This is a genomic window from Rhizobium johnstonii 3841, assembly GCF_000009265.1.
Lineage (GTDB): Bacteria > Pseudomonadota > Alphaproteobacteria > Rhizobiales > Rhizobiaceae > Rhizobium > Rhizobium acaciae.
Window position 1 is genome coordinate 2,422,654 of sequence record NC_008380.1, and the last position, 14,883, is coordinate 2,437,536.

Genomic DNA, 14,883 nt, shown 5'->3' on the forward strand with positions numbered 1-14,883 from the left:
GGTCGGTCGAGCATTCGAAGATGCTGGCCGGTTACCAGAGACTGATCTCTGAGTAAGAGCGGCGCCGATCAATGTAGGCGCGCTCAACGGCTCCGGCCGAGACGGTGTGCGCGAACGATCGGTGCGACGTGGGTGCCAAGGAGTTCGATCGAACGGCGCATTGCTTCGGTCTCCAAGGCGGCGGTACTCATCTGGAAGGTGAGGCGAGAAACCCCTCCCAATGTCCTGTTAATATGCTCGATCTTTGCCGCAACCGTCTGCGGGCTGCCAACCAGAAACGCGCCGTTCGGACCGCACATGAAGTCGAATTGCGCCTGCGTCGGTGGTGGCCAGCCCCTTTCCCGTCCAGCGTCCGTGAACATCTGGAACCAGCCGGGGAAGAACGCTTCCCTGGCTGCCTTGTCGGTCTCCCCGACAAAGCCGAGAGCGTGCACGCCGACTCTCTGTTCCTCGCTGGGGTGGTCCGCGGCCAACCATGCACGTCGATAGAGTTCGACCAACGGCAGAAACCGCTCGAAACTACCGCCGATGATGGCGACCATCAGCGGCAAGCCAAGTGTTCCGGCGCGGATGAAGGATTCGGGCGTCCCGCCAACACCCAGCCAGATTGGCAAGGTTGGCTGGTGCGGACGGGGAAAGACACCCTCGCCACTGAGGGACGGTCGAAAGCGGCCCTGCCACTCGATCCTGGGTTTTTCCCTGATCTTCAGCAATAGATCCAGCTTCTCCGCGAAGAGGGCATCGTAGTCTCGCAGGTCGAATCCGAATAGGGGATAGGCCTCCACGGACGATCCGCGGCCGACTACGATTTCCGCTCGTCCGCGCGATATCAGATCCAGTGTGGCGAATTCCTGAAAGAGCCGCACGGGGTCGGCGGCGCTGAGGACGGCGACAGCGCTTGTCAGCCTGATCGACTTCGTGCGCGCGGCGGCGGCCGCAAGGATCACGGCTGGCGCTGAATCAAGCGCGTTCTCTCGATGATGTTCTCCCATGCCAAAGACGTCGAGGCCGACTTGATCGGCCAGTTCGACCTCTGCAAGTACGCTCTCCATGCGATCGATGGCCGACTGCAGTCGTCCCGTAGCCGGGTCGTTCAGCAGCATCGCAAAACTATCGATACCGATTTCCATCGAAGGATCCTTTCGAGGCACTGTTGCCACCCAACAGCGGTGGTCGCGGAGTTTCGGCACTCCAGCTTCTAAATGACTCGTCTTGGCGCTGGGGTGGAGCGGACACGACGGTGTCTATCTGACAAAAAGCGCCTCCCGCTTCATCACACAACTGACAGGCGTCCCACTACCCGTCATTTTCCGATGGATACCATCCGAATATTCGATAGGTGAGTTTGTTTGTGCCGATTGTCATGGCTCTTGGTCCTTTCTCGGATTCGGTAGGAAGAACATGCGACAGGGACCGCCGGCTTACACTGGCACAATGCAGGCGCTGGTCCGGCCTTCCGCACGTACTGGACTTGCAGGCTGGCAATCCTCGGAAGAGCCGTCCACCAATGCCGGTGGTCATGCCCATGCGTCCACGTCGATAACGGCCTGAGCGAAAGCCTCTGGTGACTCCTGCGGGAGATTATGGCCTATACCGCCCTTGATCAGCCGGTGTTCGTATTTTGCCTTGAATTTTCCGGCATAGGCCTTCGGATCAGGATGCGGTGCTCCGTTGGCATCGCCTTCCATCGTGATCGCAGGCACGTGGATTTCGGGAGCGGATGCGAGCTTGGTTTCGAACTCGTCGAACCGCGCCTCTCCCTCCGTCAGTCCGAGCCGCCAACGGTAGTTGTGGACGACGATCGCGACATGGTCCGGATTGGCGAATGCCGCGGCGCTTCGTTCAAACGTCTTGTCATCGAATTTCCACTGAGGAGAGGCGAGTTGCCAGATGAGCCTGGCGAAGTCGTTCGTGTATTTTTCATAGCCGTCGCGACCGCGTTCTGTCGCGAAATAGAACTGATACCACCACTGCAGTTCGGCGCGCGGCGGCAACGGCACCTTTCCGGCGGTCTGGTTCCCGATGAGATAGCCGCTGACGGAGACCAAGCCCTTGCATCGTTCCGGCCAGAGCGCGGCGACAATGCCGGCGGTCCGCGCGCCCCAGTCGAAACCTGCGACGGTGGCTCGCTCGATCCTCAGAACGTCCATCAGCTTGATGGCATCGACTGCCAGCGCCGATTGTTGGCCGTTGCGCATCGTGTCGTCGGCGAGGAACTTCGTGCTGCCGTATCCTCGCAGATGGGGGACGATTACACGATGGCCCTGGTCTGCGAGCAACGGGGCGACCTCGGCGAACGCATTGATGTCATAGGGCCAGCCGTGGAACAGAAGGACGGGCGATCCGTCGCTGGGTCCGAGTTCGGCGTATCCGACACTGAGGTCTCCCGCGTCGATTTGTCCGTCCGCGACCAGCCCATGGCCATTCTTTCGGGCAACCTTCTTGCCCTGGCCAGCACCCGCGGTATGTCCCGCGAGGATCCCCGCCGCGGTCAATCCGAGTGCGATCCCGCCGAAGGACCGACGTGTGAGGCTCCCATTTCTAAGATTGCTCATGATTGCTTCTCCGATAATGGACGATGAATGGCCGCCTCGAGATCATGCTCAGAGAGCGTTGGCATCGGGAGTTTGAGACTGATGACCGGGGTCCGCTAGTGGACGAAGGTATTGGGCATACCAAGGTGTCGTCGATACCTAGGTGCAACAGCCGCCTCTTCTGCCGTTAGCCATACTGTTCTCCAGGCCGCGGGCGTTCCGCCGACGAGCTTTAGGAGAGGATGATGAGCTACCGAGACAACGAGACGTCGGGGAGGCTTTTTCCCTGCGTCGCAATCCTTCTTGCGATGGCGGCCTTGGCCGGTGCCTTGGTATCGGTCAGACAACCCGTCGTGCCAGCCCGCGTCTGGGTACCCGTTCAGTCAGTCGGATCCTCGACCGTTAAGTCGGCGGCGGCGTGCTCCCCGGCATGGGCGGGCTGCAATCCGACTGAGCCGATTTGAAACGGTGCGCCGAGGCGCGCAAATCAATGAGCTGGCACAACAACATCTGCGGGGCTGCTGCGCTCCAACCCGAAGACGTAGCAATGATATGAAGCCTCGTCCGGGAGCGTTGCAAAAATCGCCAGGACCGACGGTCATGATCCCTCGTCCGGTATGTTCAAGACCTCTCCGCACGCCTTGCAATGAACGGCGTCCGCGTCATGGCGCTGAAGGCCGCATCGGTGGCAGGAATAGGTCACTTTGTGAGGGCGGACCACAGCCTGAGCAAGCCTGACGAATAGGGAAATGCCGACGATCATCGTCACAACGGAAGTGAGCTTGCCCAGCGTTCCCGGAAGCGTGATGTCTCCGAATCCCGTCGTCGTCACCGTCGCGACCGTGAAGTATAGCGCATCGACGAATCCTTCGCTTCCCTCCCTGTTGTAGAAGAAGGACGTATAGACGAACCCGGTTGCCATGAAGAGGAACACAAGGAGATTGATCACCGCCCGGACGACGTCGAGAAGGTATAAATAGCCGGCCTTGCGCAGCAAGTCCTTGAGCAGCGGACTGGTGCCGATCGCCCAGAGCCGCATGATCCGCAGGAAAGCGAAATTGAAGAGCAGGTCCGGCAGCAACAGCGTGGCCAACACCACGAAGTCGATCCAGGTCATCGGCCGCCGAAGCCACTCGCGCACAGAGTATGCGGCGACCGCCCGGCCGACCATCTCGGCGGCGATCCACACTGCTATCGCATAGTCGATGATCAGATAGGACGGACCGGATCGCAGGTACGGGCCGAGCAGGAAGAAGGCGAGAATGGCGACGTCAATGGCAGCAAATACCAGCCGAAAGGCGACCGCCTGCCTGCCGTCGGCCCTATCGAGCCTTCGCAGCACCTGACGAAGCGAATTCTGCAGAGAGCCGTCGTCGGATTCGAAAGTCTTCATCCAGGGAATGTAGATCCCTCATCGGCGTCCGCAAGTCGCCGAAGAGATCCTTGTCCGGCAAATCGTTGTTCTCGTCTGGACAGGACTTGCCCTGCAGGTTGTGCCTCGATCTCAGGCGACGGACCATCCACCGTCCACCAGCAGATTCGCGCCGGTGATCAGGCTCGCGGCCGGTGACGCAAGGAAGACCACGGCACCCACCACATCATCGGTTTCGCCGATCCGGCCGAGTGGAATGTGACCGAGCGTCGCTTCGCGATTGTCGGCATCGGATAGAAAAGGTGCTGTGCCATCGGTGTGAATGAACGTCGGCGATACGGTATTTACGGTGACATCATAGCGTGCCCATTCGGCTGCGAGGCAACGCGTGAGGTGATTGATGGCCGCTTTGCTCATGCAATAGATTGCCTCGCCGCGCAGTGCCACGGTACCGGCCTGTGAGCTGATGTTGATGATCCTGCCCCCATTGCGCTTGATCATGTGCCGGCCCACAGCCTGCGTCATCAGAAAGGTGCCCTTGATGTTGACATCGAGTATCTCGTCAAGATCCTTCTCCTCGACGAGTTCCGCGAGATTGCCCGGAGCCACGCCGACATTGTTGACGAGGATGTCGATCCGGCCGAACGTCGCAAGCGCCGCGTCGACGGCTTGTGCGATATGGGCCTTATTGGGAATGTCCAGTTCAACGGGGAGAACTTTTCGCCCCGCGCCCTCGAGTTCGGCAGCCAGGCTCGCCGACGCTGCTACATCGCGGACCCCCAATACGATATCGGAACCTGCTGCGGCACAGGCAAGTGCGCAAGCCCGACCGATGCCACGGCTGGCTCCCGTCACCAAAGTCACCTTGCCCTCAAGGCTGAAGTTCGGCGCATTCTTCTGCATCATGATGCCTCCCTCGATGAAGCTCCATTTATGGCAGCGTCGGCGTGCGGATGCCAGATGTTCCGCGAGTGCTGACCCAGCCGGTGGCCTAGCCGATCTGCATCAGGATCGGAAAGGTCTGCTGGAACCAGATCGCCACATTGCTGACCCATCCGAACAGGAAGGCGAGGCCGGTCAGCACGAGGAAGAGACCCATCACCTTTTCCACCGTGCCGAGATGGCGGCGGAAGCGCGACAGGAAACGCATGAAGGCGCCGGAAAAGCCGGCGGCGATCCAGAAGGGGATGGCAAGGCCGAGCGAATAGATGGCGAGCAGCCCGGCGCCGGAGCCGACCGTCTCGCGCGAGGCGGCAACGCCGAGGATGGCGCCGAGCACCGGGCCGATGCAGGGCGTCCAGCCGAAGGCGAAGGCAAGGCCCATGATATAGGCGCCCGTCAGCGTCGCCGGCTTGCCGCTGCCCTGGAAGCGCGCCTCACGCGCCAGCACCCCGATTCGAAAGAGGCCAAGGAAGTTCAATCCCATGACAATGATGATCAGCCCGCCGATCTTCGACAGGAGGTCGAGATGCTGGCGAAGCGCCATGCCGATGCTGGAAGCACCGGCGCCGAGCGCCACGAAGACGGTGGCAAAGCCAAGCGTGAAGAGGAGTGCCGAGAAGAAGACGCCGCGCCTGATGTCGGGCGCCACCGCAACCGCACCGCCGCCGCGGAACTGCTCGACGGAAATGCCGGCCATATAGCAGAGATAGGGCGGAACGAGGGGAAGCACGCAGGGCGACAGGAAGGAAAGCGCCCCGGCAATCAGCGCGCTCCACAGGGAAATATCGGCAATCGACACGCATTCTCTCCGGCTGCAATCTGCGTGATGTTCCTAGCTTTGCAGGCAAGCGATTGCCAATCACCTTTTTGCGCACCCAAGAAATCTGTCTCTGCACGCAAGACATTTGTCTTGGCGCCCGCAAGAAATGTGCCGAACGTTTGCAAAAGGCAAAATTTTCGGTTGACCGGCATGGGTCGCCTGCCTATGTTCCGCCCACTTCCAGCCGGGGTGGTCACACCCGCGGAGAGGGAGAGCGTAGCTCAGCTGGTAGAGCAACTGACTTTTAATCAGTAGGTCTCGGGTTCGAACCCCGACGCTCTCACCATAATTTTGCAAGCAATATCAATACTGTAGTATGTGTAAAGGGCGTCAGTGATTGAGGCCCTTTTACGCACTTTACGGCCCATGACGCGGCTTTACGGCACACGATTGACACATGGGCGTGTAAAACAACCGCCGGCTGGTGAGACCGACGGCTACACACCGTATGGAACGCGCCCGCAGTGCAGGAGCGCTTCATGCTCAAGGCTGTCCAGCGGCCTCGACCAGAAATTCACTCATCTTTGCTGACACGTCCTGCTCGCTGACGTTCTGACCAGCCGCTTGAAGATCCGATATAGCTTTCGAGAGAACTCCAGCGTCTCCACCCCCTTTAAAGCGGGCATCAGTGATTTCAGCGCCGTAGCCCGCAACATCATCCCGACCAATGAGGCCTGCAATCCATTGCGCCAAAAGCCTGTCCATGCGAGATTTGAGCTTGATGGACCTCTCGGCGTCTTGGAAGTATTGATCCTCCATCGCCTTTTTGCGGTCTCCTAAGTCGGCCATCGTTTTTTCTCCCTGATTTGTTTCATCTCCGCCTACAGGGTATTTTAGCACATCAAACGCCACACCATCTGATTTAACTTGATTTTTGGCCTTCACGACGAAGTCATCATCTCTTTGGACATCGTGTGTCACCGGATTCTATCCGCACCTGCCGCAAGCCCGAGCCTCACGAAGCATCGCTTTTCGTAATCATGAACGAGTGCAAGCGCCGGTATAAATTTCACGGAAAGAAGCGATCTTAGATCAACAGTCGCATTAACGCGCCCTCGTCCTTCACGCCATGCTGGTACGAATGGATAACCCGCTGAGCCAGATCTTCACGCTCGGTGTCTGTTGTGATTCGTCGCACCGAGCTGATGTGTTCGAACACTCTCTGGCAGAGGGCAACTTCTTCGTCGCCCAACACGGTTTGTGCGTCGGCTATCTGGGATCGGATCATGATCGCCCTCGCTTCCTTCGGATCGATAGGAGGGTGGAAAAACTGCTTTTTAAGCGAATGAAGGGAGACACAAGGTCGTGAGGTCTCGCGCCTATTCTCGAGATACGTCTTTGTCCCAACTGACAACTAGTTCTCGTTCGGCCCGCTCCACACATATGCAGAAGCCGGCTTTCTCTGGGCATTCCAGATCACTTCGTACCCCATCTTCTCAAGCGAAAGTAAAGCACCAAGCCTATCGTCATCTGAAAGGCTTCGCAGAGAAACATTAAGTGCGTCCAGGCCACCTAAATTGTAGAGCTTCACGAATACATCGAGTGCCATTGTTGTTCTCCCCACAAGACAGTATAACACAAGATGAAAGGAAATTTGCTTTATGCATATATAAATATTTTATACATATATTCGTTATTCACGAATTATTTATGGTTTTCTTCATTAGGGTGTGGATGTTTGACATGGGCGGCGCCTTGCGGCTTTGCCGCTGGAATTGAGCTTCGCGGAAATCCGCTCAGAGACAGGAACCAAATTCCGCTACGGTCCGTTTTCTCCTCATCAACAACAGGAGAAATCCACCATGGATTGGAATCGTGTCGAAGGAAATTGGAAGCAGGCGAAGGGCAAGATCAAGGAGCAGTGGGGCAAACTCACCGACGATGATCTCGACCAGATCGCCGGCAAGCGCGAGCAGCTGGAAGGCAAGATCCAGGAGCGGTATGGTATCGAAAAGGATCGTGTTAAACGCGACATCGACGACTGGACCGGTCGCCAGACTTGGTAGTGCCTGAACAGAAACCCGGTGAAAGCCGGGTTTTTGCTGTCTGTGCCTGCCGCCAACAGTTCTCGATCCGCTTACTGCTACAAGATTTCAAGTGCTTTATTGTTGAAATCGAAATCAATCTCGTTTCCTAATTTAGAATATTCATATATATGGTCACGGGCGGTCTCGATCGCGGTAATTGGAACGCAAGTTCCACACATCCAGATCCGGCATCGGTGGGATGCCGATCCGCCAGAACAGTGCCCAAGCATTTCTCGACCGCCTTGCAGTTCCAATTTGTTCTGACGCTCAATTTTTCCTGGTCATCACGTGGGTCGCGCAGATCACCGCCACGGCCACAGAGCATTTCAGCCTGCGCGCGAAAAGGGGATATCAATGAGAAGTTTCTTGACATTGATCGCGGCGACGTCACTAGCGCTGTCGGCGATGGCGGCCTATGGACAAAATCCCGTTCCCAAAGCCAGTGATGTGCTTGTCAAATATGGGGAGGTTGAGAACTGGACCGTCTACACAAATCAAACCCGCGGAGATTGCTTGATCGTGCGCGACTATGGTTCAGGTTCTGTGCAAATGGGCGTGACCGCAGATCAGCAGGTGGGATATCTTGGCGTATTCTCGAAGGCTGATATCGGCCTTCAGAATGGGACCAAGTCGGAAGTCTTCGTCTCCATCGGCGGTCATCTCTACAGTGGTGTTGCCACCAGCACCCGCGGTGAACTCAAGGGCGGATATTCTGGCGGCTACATCTTGACGGACAGCCCGGAGTTCAAGCGCGACCTGGCGAAGAAATATGAAATGATCGTGTTTCCGGAAACCAAGGGGACCTTTGTCGTCGATTTGAACGGTACTTACAAAGCAATGGCAATGGGCCGCAAATGCCTCAAGCAATGACCGGCGCCTCTGATATTGCCTTCAATCGACGTTCGACGTTCCTTGTGTGGCATTTGCTCCAGAATGCCGGAATTGCATCGTGTATCGCCCTCTGAGTGCTTTTGGAGCGGCCAACTGCCCTCGGATGTCATGAATATCCACCAAAAGCCAATAGAAGCGCGCCGATTGCGATAACCGCCAGGGCTGGCCAGTTTTTAGATATACCGAGAAATCTGAGGCCTTGGCGCCGTGGTTCCAGCGTGGTGCCGCCTTGCGGCATTTGATGCGGATCACTCGGTCTTCGACCAAGCGCCGACGTAAAGAGAAAAAGAAGTCCGCCGATGATGAGAGCGGCTCCGATCAGGATTGCCCACATGATGGCCTCCGCTAGCGACAAGGATGTGGGGTAAACCAGATCCGGAGCTGATCGTTCCGTGAATGGCTACACACTTGAACAACCTCCCAGGTCGGAACCAAAAGCGCTCGCATTGAATTTGAACGCTGAGCAATCCTGGAGATCGTGATGGACAAGACACCGAAGACGGCAATCCGCGGCATGATGTTGTACGTGCTCGCTCTTCTCGTCCTGGGGGTGCTGGCGGGGGCCGCGTACACGATCTATGGTCATCCCGCCGATCCGTCCGAGCGACCGGCGGCCGAGACGATTCCGCAAACAGCTCCAGCTCCGCAGTGAGATACGTCCTTCCAAGTTTTTGATGATCGCCCTTCGAGAAGAGCGATGACGAGGGAAGGCGCCTGCCACACTCCGGCGCCCACCCGGTCAGGTCGTATTGAGAAGCTTGGGCTCCACAGCAAGAGACACGCAAGTGGCAGCGAATAGGGCTTTGGAGAGCAAGCCCGAGATCCTGTCGCAAGTCCTTCCAACCAGTATGGAACTCTCATTATAGGGAGAACAACCTGCGACAGAGAAAATCGGCATCTGCGCAGGAGCGATGAGATTTGAGAGAAGCAGTAGGGCCAGCTCTATCTGGAACCCTGAGATATTGCATTGGAACAGTTGAAATAAGGGAGTTTGCGGATGAGGGAACATGCGGTCGTGATATCAGGCGCAGGGCCGACGGGCCTGATGCTGGCAGGCGAGCTGGCCCTGGCGGGCGTCGACGTTGCCATTGTCGAGCGCCGCCCTGACCAGGGGCTTGCCGGTACGCGTGCCGGCGGACTGAGCGCACGCACGCTCGAGGTTCTCGATCAGCGCGGCATTGTCGACCGGTTCCTCGCGGAAGGGCAGGTAGCCCAGGTCACGGGGTTTGCGGTCACACGTCTGGACATCAGCGATTTTCCGACCCGGCACAATTACGGGCTGGCGCTGCGGCAGAAGCATATCTAGCGCATTCTGGCCGGCTGGGTCAGCGAGCTGGCGGTGCCGATCTATCGCGGCCTCGAGGTAACGAGGTTCACGCAGGACGATACCGGCGTCACCATTGAACTCTCTGATGCCGCGTTGCTCAGGGCAGGCTATCTCGTCGGCTGCGATGGCGGCCGCAGTCTGGTTCGCAAGGCTGCCGGCATTGAGTTTCCGGGATGGGATCCGACGACCGGCAACATTCTCGCCGAGGTGGAGATGGAAAAGGAGCCGCCATTGGGCATCCATCGCACGCCCCTTGGCATCTATGCCTTCGGCAGGGAGGAGTATGAAATCCACGACGGCAAGATCGTCTTTGCCAAGGAAGGTCCGATCGGCGTGATGGTGCCGGAGAAGAATGCCGGCGCCACGACCGAACCGACGCTCAGTGATCTCAGGGAAGCGCTCGTCGCAGCCTTCGGAACGTCACCGACATGTCCAGGCAGGCGACGGCTTATCGCAAGGGCCGGGTACTCCTCGCCGGAGATGCCGCCCATGTGCATTCTCCGGTCGGCGGGCAAGGCCTGAATACCGGTGTGCAGGATGCCGTTAATCTCGGTTGGAAGCTGGCCCAGGTGGTGAAAGGCACGTCGCCTGAAGCCTTGCTCGACACCTATCACGCCGAGCGGCATCCGGTTGCCGCCCGCGTGTTGCGCATGACGATGGCGCAGGTGGCATTGCAGCGGACCGACGATCGCACCGAAGCCTTGCGTAACGTCGTAACGGAGCTGCTTGGCATGGAGGAGCCGCGCAAACGGATCGCGGCCGAGATGTCCGGATTGGCAATCCATTACGAGGTCGGCGAGGGACATCCGCTGCTCGGCCGCCGCATTCCTGACCTCGATCTCACCACGCCGGATGGTCCTCTGCGTCTCTTTACGTTGCTCCAGGATGCGCGGCCCGTGTTCCTGAACCTCGACGCGCCCGGCAGGTTCGACATCGCGCCGTGGTCGGACCGCATCAAGTTGGTCGACGCCGGATATGACGGCGCGTGGGAGCTGCCGGCGCTGGGCTTGGTCTCCGCGCCGGCGGCAGTGTTGATCCGGCCCGATGGATATGTGGCATGGGTGGGCGACGGGACGCAGGAGGGTCTGCAGGAGGCTATGAATAGCTGGTTCGGACCACCCAGCTAAGGCCGACAAAAGCGCTTGCCTAAGCGGCCAGCGAGATCGGATCGCAATCCGATATCGTCGCGGCATCCGGCATCGGTTTGCCGCGGCGTTCCCATGTCCGGCGGCTGATGCCGAAAGCCTCCCAGGGGCGCACTTGGCTGAAAGAATTGGCGAGATAATCGGCTCTGGAAAGCGCGCCGGCGGCACGGCGCTGCTCCTCTTTTCGGCTTCTATCCCGCTGCCGCCGCTTTTCCTTTTGAAGTTTTGCTCTCTTCCGCTTCGGCACATCGAATGCACCGATGGTGCGGATATCGAGGGCGCTCCGTTCTGCGTAGCTGAGATGCAGAGCATGGCCGAGCGCGTCGGCGGACAAGTCAGAAAAGCGCACCTTTGTCCGCTCGTAGATCACGTCCTCTATGTCGGCTTTCCGAGCCCAGGGAAGCCATCGCGCCGCCCAGCCGAGCACCACCTCGACAAACTCTTCCTTGAATTCGACAAGGGCGAGGCCGGCGATCACCTCGACGTAAATCAATGCATCATCGGCCCCCGGCACGATGTCTCCATGGCGATGCCGGATCAATTTCTCGATCTCGCGCATCCGGCCGCGGAAATGGTTCCATCGGCTGGCCCGCATGCGGCGCTGGACGGCCTTGTAACCGAGCAGACAGTCGCCGATCTTGATGGCTGTAACATCCCGCGCCAAGCCCTCCGGCCGATCCGCTTTTACCCGTTGCTTCTCTGATTGAGCTGCTTCATCTACGCCAACAAGGCGATCCATCGATTTTCCTTTACGGTCTGCCTTGAGCGGCCGAAACGACTGATTGTAAAGGAAGACCGAGGGGGTGATCATCTACTTTTCGCGCTGATCACCCGTCATTCTGCGGATAGTCGAGGACATGGCGGTCGATCTCGAATCGACCCGACGCTGCTCGGAAAATGGCAAACGCGATAGCAAAGGAGTCGCTCAGGTGTCGAGTGTGTGGCGTCGATCGGCATCGCTTTGCCGATGGCCTGTTCCACGCTTATGATGCGGGGCGTCCGCGGGCTGGTCATCGGACTATACGGGAAGGAGAAGGAGATGCGCTATTGGCTGGACCTGCTTGCGATAGGCGCACTTGTCCTGCAACCGCTCACCGTCTCACAGGCGCAAGCAGCGAATGCGCTGGAGCGGGCCATCGGAGACGCGCAACCTTGCAGGTCGCTCAAGGCGAAGGTCTCGAGTTTTGGGATTACCGTGCAGGTAGGCGTCGACAAGCTCGATTCCGTGAAGATCGAAAACCTCCAGGTATCGGTGAATGGCGACGCCGCGGAGGCCAGTGCCCGAGGCACGCTGGCCTGCAAGACATCGGACGAAGCTCTTGTCAAAGGCGGGTTCTCGGCGACCGCTGAAGTCCATCTGAAGGTTGACCTTGCGACATGCAAGACCGCCGAGAGTTCGATTGAGATCGTGAAGACTGGCGGTCGCTTCGGCGATGTTGTCAAAGGACTCGAGACCGAGATTTCCGACGCGCTGCGGCGAAGCCTCGAGAAGAACCTCGCGAAGCTTTGCGAGAGGTGATCGACGGCTTTAACGCCGCTCAAGGCTTCCGCAGTTTGAGGCGCTCCCAATCCCTATCGATCATCGGCGCGGAAGAATTCATCGTCCGTCCGATCGCCGGGTAGGGAACACGCGGTTGAGCCGCCACATGCCATCAGCACGTCTGCAATCAACGGAAGCCGAAGAAACTCAAAATCGCGAGCACGATAACGACAGCGCCGACAAGCCAGATCAAATTGTTCATGGGAAACCGTTCTCCTGTTGAGGGTCGGGCCATTGTGACCCGATCACTTAACGGTGAGGCAGGGCTTGGAGTTCCCAACCGGTCCAATTGCTGCAGCGTGCCGCCCAATTTCCGGCTCTAAACCTTTCAATAACTGCACGAGCGCGCATTGCTGGGTCTGAACCCATCCGCGCATGCCGGGTTTACCGATGTATTCCGCTGATATTGAAAGTCCTGGTGATCCTGCCTTGCAGGCGACGTGCAGGAAGACGTGAACGCGGACACACCGATCAGCACTCCCGCTACCAATGGAAAAAATCGGTTCATCTGAACGTCTCCTCACAAGCTTGTCATGGTCGCAATCTACCATGCCAACACGAGCCTATACGAAAACTTCTGGCCCGCTAGATCACGCTCACCTGAGCCGAAACATTCGCACGATTGATCAATCAATCTATAATCGTGATGCGTCGCGCCTCAGCCGATCATTAAATTCACGTAAGTCTAACCTGGTCGGGCTATTCTGTCGTTGTGGAAGTAGTTTCGCGACGTTGTTAGTCAAGCGGACGCGATTTCGACTTGAATAGATTGCGGTTTTTGAGTAAAATTACACCATAAAAAAGTAATATAAATGGGAGGATACTATGTCGTCAACTCGGTTTGATCCGATTCTGCTTCATCGTCAACATTTCATCGATGAGGTCACGTGCCTCGATGAAATCTTCGATGTTCTGGACGGGTGGCCGGAGGACAAACGGGGTTTGGCATATGACACGCTGTTGAAGGCGTGCAGAGATACGGCCAACGGGCGTTTCCCGCTGAGCGCTGCGCGCGAGAATTTCCGGCGGTTCCTGAAGATGGCTGGCGTCCTTGCGAAGGTCGAGGGTGGCCCCAAATTTGACGGACTGATGAACCATCAAATTGGTAATGCTTAGTCAGATATAAGCCTGTTGGGCGCCGTCCGGATGCGGGGAGGGCGCGCCGTCACATCAGTTGCGGCGCGTTCTGGTTTCGATACTGCTGATCGGATGACCGCCTATTTCTTGGCCACAAAGTGCCGCGGCAAGCCCAGCCAAGAGGCAGCCGGCTATTCGGGTGTCGGATCCAGCAGATCTTAGTTTACCTCGGCATTGGTCCAGTCGCATCGGAAGACCAGCATGGGCTTCGAGAACCCCTTGAACCGTCGGCGCGTTGCGTGAGCGAAAAGCTCGGCGGCGCCGTATTCCCGAAAAATATTCTCCGAGACGAGGATCTGATCGCTGGCGGCTGCAGCACAGAGACGCGCGGCAAGCTGCACCGTCGAGCCGAAGAGGTCGTTGCTGTCCTCGACCGGTTCGCCGCAATCCAGACCGATGCGGATATGAATCGGCTCGGTGTTTCCGCCGTTGTAGCGCTTAAATTCCTGCTGGATCGTCATGGCGCATTCGACGGCCGCTGTTGCCGCGGCGAAGGCCGCCATGATGCCGTCGCCGGTGTGTTTCACTTCGCGGCCTGAATTCTGGCTGAGGCATCTGCGAACGATAGCGTCATGGGCTCGGACCATTTCGGTCGCAATGCGGTCGCCGAGGCGCGATGTCATCGCTGTCGATCCGACGATGTCGGTAAAGAGGATTGCCCGGTGGCCGGGATCGACGTCGCTGGACGACTGGCCAGGCGCCGGCTCGGGATCGTGAATTCGGCCAAGAAAAGCCTCGACCGCCGACAAGGCGACCTCGACGATCTCGCCGGCGACGAAGCCGTGCGCCTCGCGATGCACGCATTGCGCAGTTTCCGCATCCGGCGCATCCACGAGGCAAAAGGCGGTCCCACGCCGCTGATCGAACCAATAGGTCAGGAACTTGACGCCGTACTTGTCCTGGATATCGAGATCCATGCGATGCGCCCTGGCAACGTCGGCGGCTGACGTTCCTTCAAGAAAGTGCCGGTCCATGAAGATAGGCATCGCGCGCCTCCCAGATCCGCCGTGTGTAGGATAGATCCCATTGTACGACCCCGATGAAACTCCGTCCACCTCCGGGACAATCAATGGATGATTATAGAGACTTTTGCTTCCAGAAAAGCATATGAGTTGCTGTAATCCTTGTAGAGTATAAAAGGAAAGACT

The 14,883-nt window shown here is 58.2% G+C and carries 17 protein-coding genes, 1 tRNA gene and 1 pseudogene; 8 read left to right on the forward strand and 11 right to left on the reverse strand.

The window, feature by feature from the left end; genetic code table 11:
- Nucleotides 1-83: 83 nt before the first annotated feature.
- From RL_RS11885 to RL_RS11905, 5 genes are all read right to left on the reverse strand, one after another.
- Nucleotides 84-1,130, reverse strand: a complete 1,047-nt coding sequence (locus tag RL_RS11885; protein ID WP_011651881.1) for an LLM class flavin-dependent oxidoreductase — start codon at nucleotides 1,128-1,130, stop codon at nucleotides 84-86.
- A 387-nt stretch (nucleotides 1,131-1,517) separates the two neighbouring features.
- A complete protein-coding gene (locus RL_RS11890; RefSeq protein ID WP_011651882.1) occupies nucleotides 1,518-2,555 on the reverse strand; it encodes an alpha/beta fold hydrolase in 1,038 nt (345 codons plus the stop codon).
- Between the two features lie 577 nt (nucleotides 2,556-3,132).
- The gene (locus RL_RS11895) at nucleotides 3,133-3,927 is read right to left on the reverse strand and encodes a potassium channel family protein (protein WP_011651883.1); all 795 of its coding nucleotides are present in this window, start codon (nucleotides 3,925-3,927) and stop codon (nucleotides 3,133-3,135) included.
- A 111-nt stretch (nucleotides 3,928-4,038) separates the two neighbouring features.
- The gene (locus RL_RS11900) at nucleotides 4,039-4,809 is read right to left on the reverse strand and encodes an SDR family NAD(P)-dependent oxidoreductase (RefSeq protein WP_028742013.1); all 771 of its coding nucleotides are present in this window, start codon (nucleotides 4,807-4,809) and stop codon (nucleotides 4,039-4,041) included.
- A gap of 88 nt (nucleotides 4,810-4,897) precedes the next feature.
- Nucleotides 4,898-5,647, reverse strand: a complete 750-nt coding sequence (locus RL_RS11905) for a cytochrome c biogenesis CcdA family protein (RefSeq protein ID WP_011651885.1) — start codon at nucleotides 5,645-5,647, stop codon at nucleotides 4,898-4,900.
- A 231-nt stretch (nucleotides 5,648-5,878) separates the two neighbouring features.
- Here RL_RS11905 and RL_RS11910 point away from each other — a divergent pair.
- A tRNA-Lys gene (locus RL_RS11910) sits at nucleotides 5,879-5,954 on the forward strand.
- Between the two features lie 197 nt (nucleotides 5,955-6,151).
- On the opposite strand, the gene RL_RS11915 is transcribed toward RL_RS11910, so the two are convergent.
- The 3 genes from RL_RS11915 to RL_RS11925 form a co-directional block, all read right to left on the reverse strand.
- Nucleotides 6,152-6,589 (reverse strand): ATPase inhibitor subunit zeta, encoded by a 438-nt coding sequence (locus RL_RS11915; protein ID WP_244432373.1) that lies wholly within the window; start codon nucleotides 6,587-6,589, stop codon nucleotides 6,152-6,154.
- A gap of 106 nt (nucleotides 6,590-6,695) precedes the next feature.
- Nucleotides 6,696-6,896 carry a hypothetical protein gene (locus tag RL_RS11920; RefSeq protein ID WP_041936570.1) on the reverse strand — a complete coding sequence of 67 codons (201 nt, stop codon included), beginning with the start codon at nucleotides 6,894-6,896 and terminating at the stop codon, nucleotides 6,696-6,698.
- Between the two features lie 126 nt (nucleotides 6,897-7,022).
- Entirely contained in the window at nucleotides 7,023-7,217 is a 195-nt protein-coding gene (locus RL_RS11925; RefSeq protein ID WP_028742010.1) for a hypothetical protein, read from the reverse strand.
- 253 nt (nucleotides 7,218-7,470) lie between these two features.
- Here RL_RS11925 and RL_RS11930 point away from each other — a divergent pair, with 253 nt between their 5' ends.
- The 3 genes from RL_RS11930 (at nucleotide 7,471) to RL_RS11935 (ending at nucleotide 8,565) form a co-directional block, all read left to right on the forward strand.
- A complete protein-coding gene (locus RL_RS11930) occupies nucleotides 7,471-7,674 on the forward strand; it encodes a CsbD family protein (protein WP_011651889.1) in 204 nt (67 codons plus the stop codon).
- Nucleotides 7,675-7,852: 178 nt separating this feature from the next.
- Nucleotides 7,853-8,053: a hypothetical protein gene (locus RL_RS39690; protein ID WP_129557792.1), complete on the forward strand. Its 201-nt coding sequence runs from the start codon at nucleotides 7,853-7,855 to the stop codon at nucleotides 8,051-8,053.
- Nucleotides 8,050-8,565 carry a hypothetical protein gene (locus RL_RS11935; RefSeq protein WP_011651890.1) on the forward strand — a complete coding sequence of 172 codons (516 nt, stop codon included), beginning with the start codon at nucleotides 8,050-8,052 and terminating at the stop codon, nucleotides 8,563-8,565. Before RL_RS39690 ends, RL_RS11935 begins: the two co-directional genes overlap by 4 nt.
- 127 nt (nucleotides 8,566-8,692) lie before the next feature.
- Here RL_RS11935 and RL_RS37490 read toward each other — a convergent pair whose 3' ends face one another.
- The gene (locus RL_RS37490) at nucleotides 8,693-8,920 is read right to left on the reverse strand and encodes a hypothetical protein (RefSeq protein ID WP_003539464.1); all 228 of its coding nucleotides are present in this window, start codon (nucleotides 8,918-8,920) and stop codon (nucleotides 8,693-8,695) included.
- A 147-nt stretch (nucleotides 8,921-9,067) separates the two neighbouring features.
- On the opposite strand from RL_RS37490, the gene RL_RS40140 reads away from it, so the two are divergent.
- Both RL_RS40140 and RL_RS11940 read left to right on the forward strand, forming a co-directional pair.
- Nucleotides 9,068-9,238 (forward strand): hypothetical protein, encoded by a 171-nt coding sequence (locus RL_RS40140; protein WP_011651891.1) that lies wholly within the window; start codon nucleotides 9,068-9,070, stop codon nucleotides 9,236-9,238.
- A gap of 345 nt (nucleotides 9,239-9,583) precedes the next feature.
- Nucleotides 9,584-11,040, forward strand: a pseudogene (locus RL_RS11940) (FAD-dependent monooxygenase).
- 19 nt (nucleotides 11,041-11,059) lie between these two features.
- On the opposite strand, the gene RL_RS11945 reads toward RL_RS11940, so the two are convergent.
- Nucleotides 11,060-11,797, reverse strand: coding sequence for a hypothetical protein (locus tag RL_RS11945; RefSeq protein WP_041936571.1), 738 nt, complete (start codon nucleotides 11,795-11,797; stop codon nucleotides 11,060-11,062).
- Between the two features lie 300 nt (nucleotides 11,798-12,097).
- Here RL_RS11945 and RL_RS11950 point away from each other — a divergent pair, with 300 nt between their 5' ends.
- Nucleotides 12,098-12,577 carry a hypothetical protein gene (locus RL_RS11950; protein WP_028742007.1) on the forward strand — a complete coding sequence of 160 codons (480 nt, stop codon included), beginning with the start codon at nucleotides 12,098-12,100 and terminating at the stop codon, nucleotides 12,575-12,577.
- An 846-nt stretch (nucleotides 12,578-13,423) separates the two neighbouring features.
- Nucleotides 13,424-13,714, forward strand: coding sequence for a DUF982 domain-containing protein (locus RL_RS11955; RefSeq protein ID WP_011651894.1), 291 nt, complete (start codon nucleotides 13,424-13,426; stop codon nucleotides 13,712-13,714).
- A gap of 179 nt (nucleotides 13,715-13,893) precedes the next feature.
- Here the strand turns inward: RL_RS11955 and RL_RS11960 are convergent, their stop codons facing one another.
- Nucleotides 13,894-14,721 (reverse strand): nickel-binding protein, encoded by an 828-nt coding sequence (locus RL_RS11960; protein ID WP_028742006.1) that lies wholly within the window; start codon nucleotides 14,719-14,721, stop codon nucleotides 13,894-13,896.
- Nucleotides 14,722-14,883: the final 162 nt, after the last annotated feature.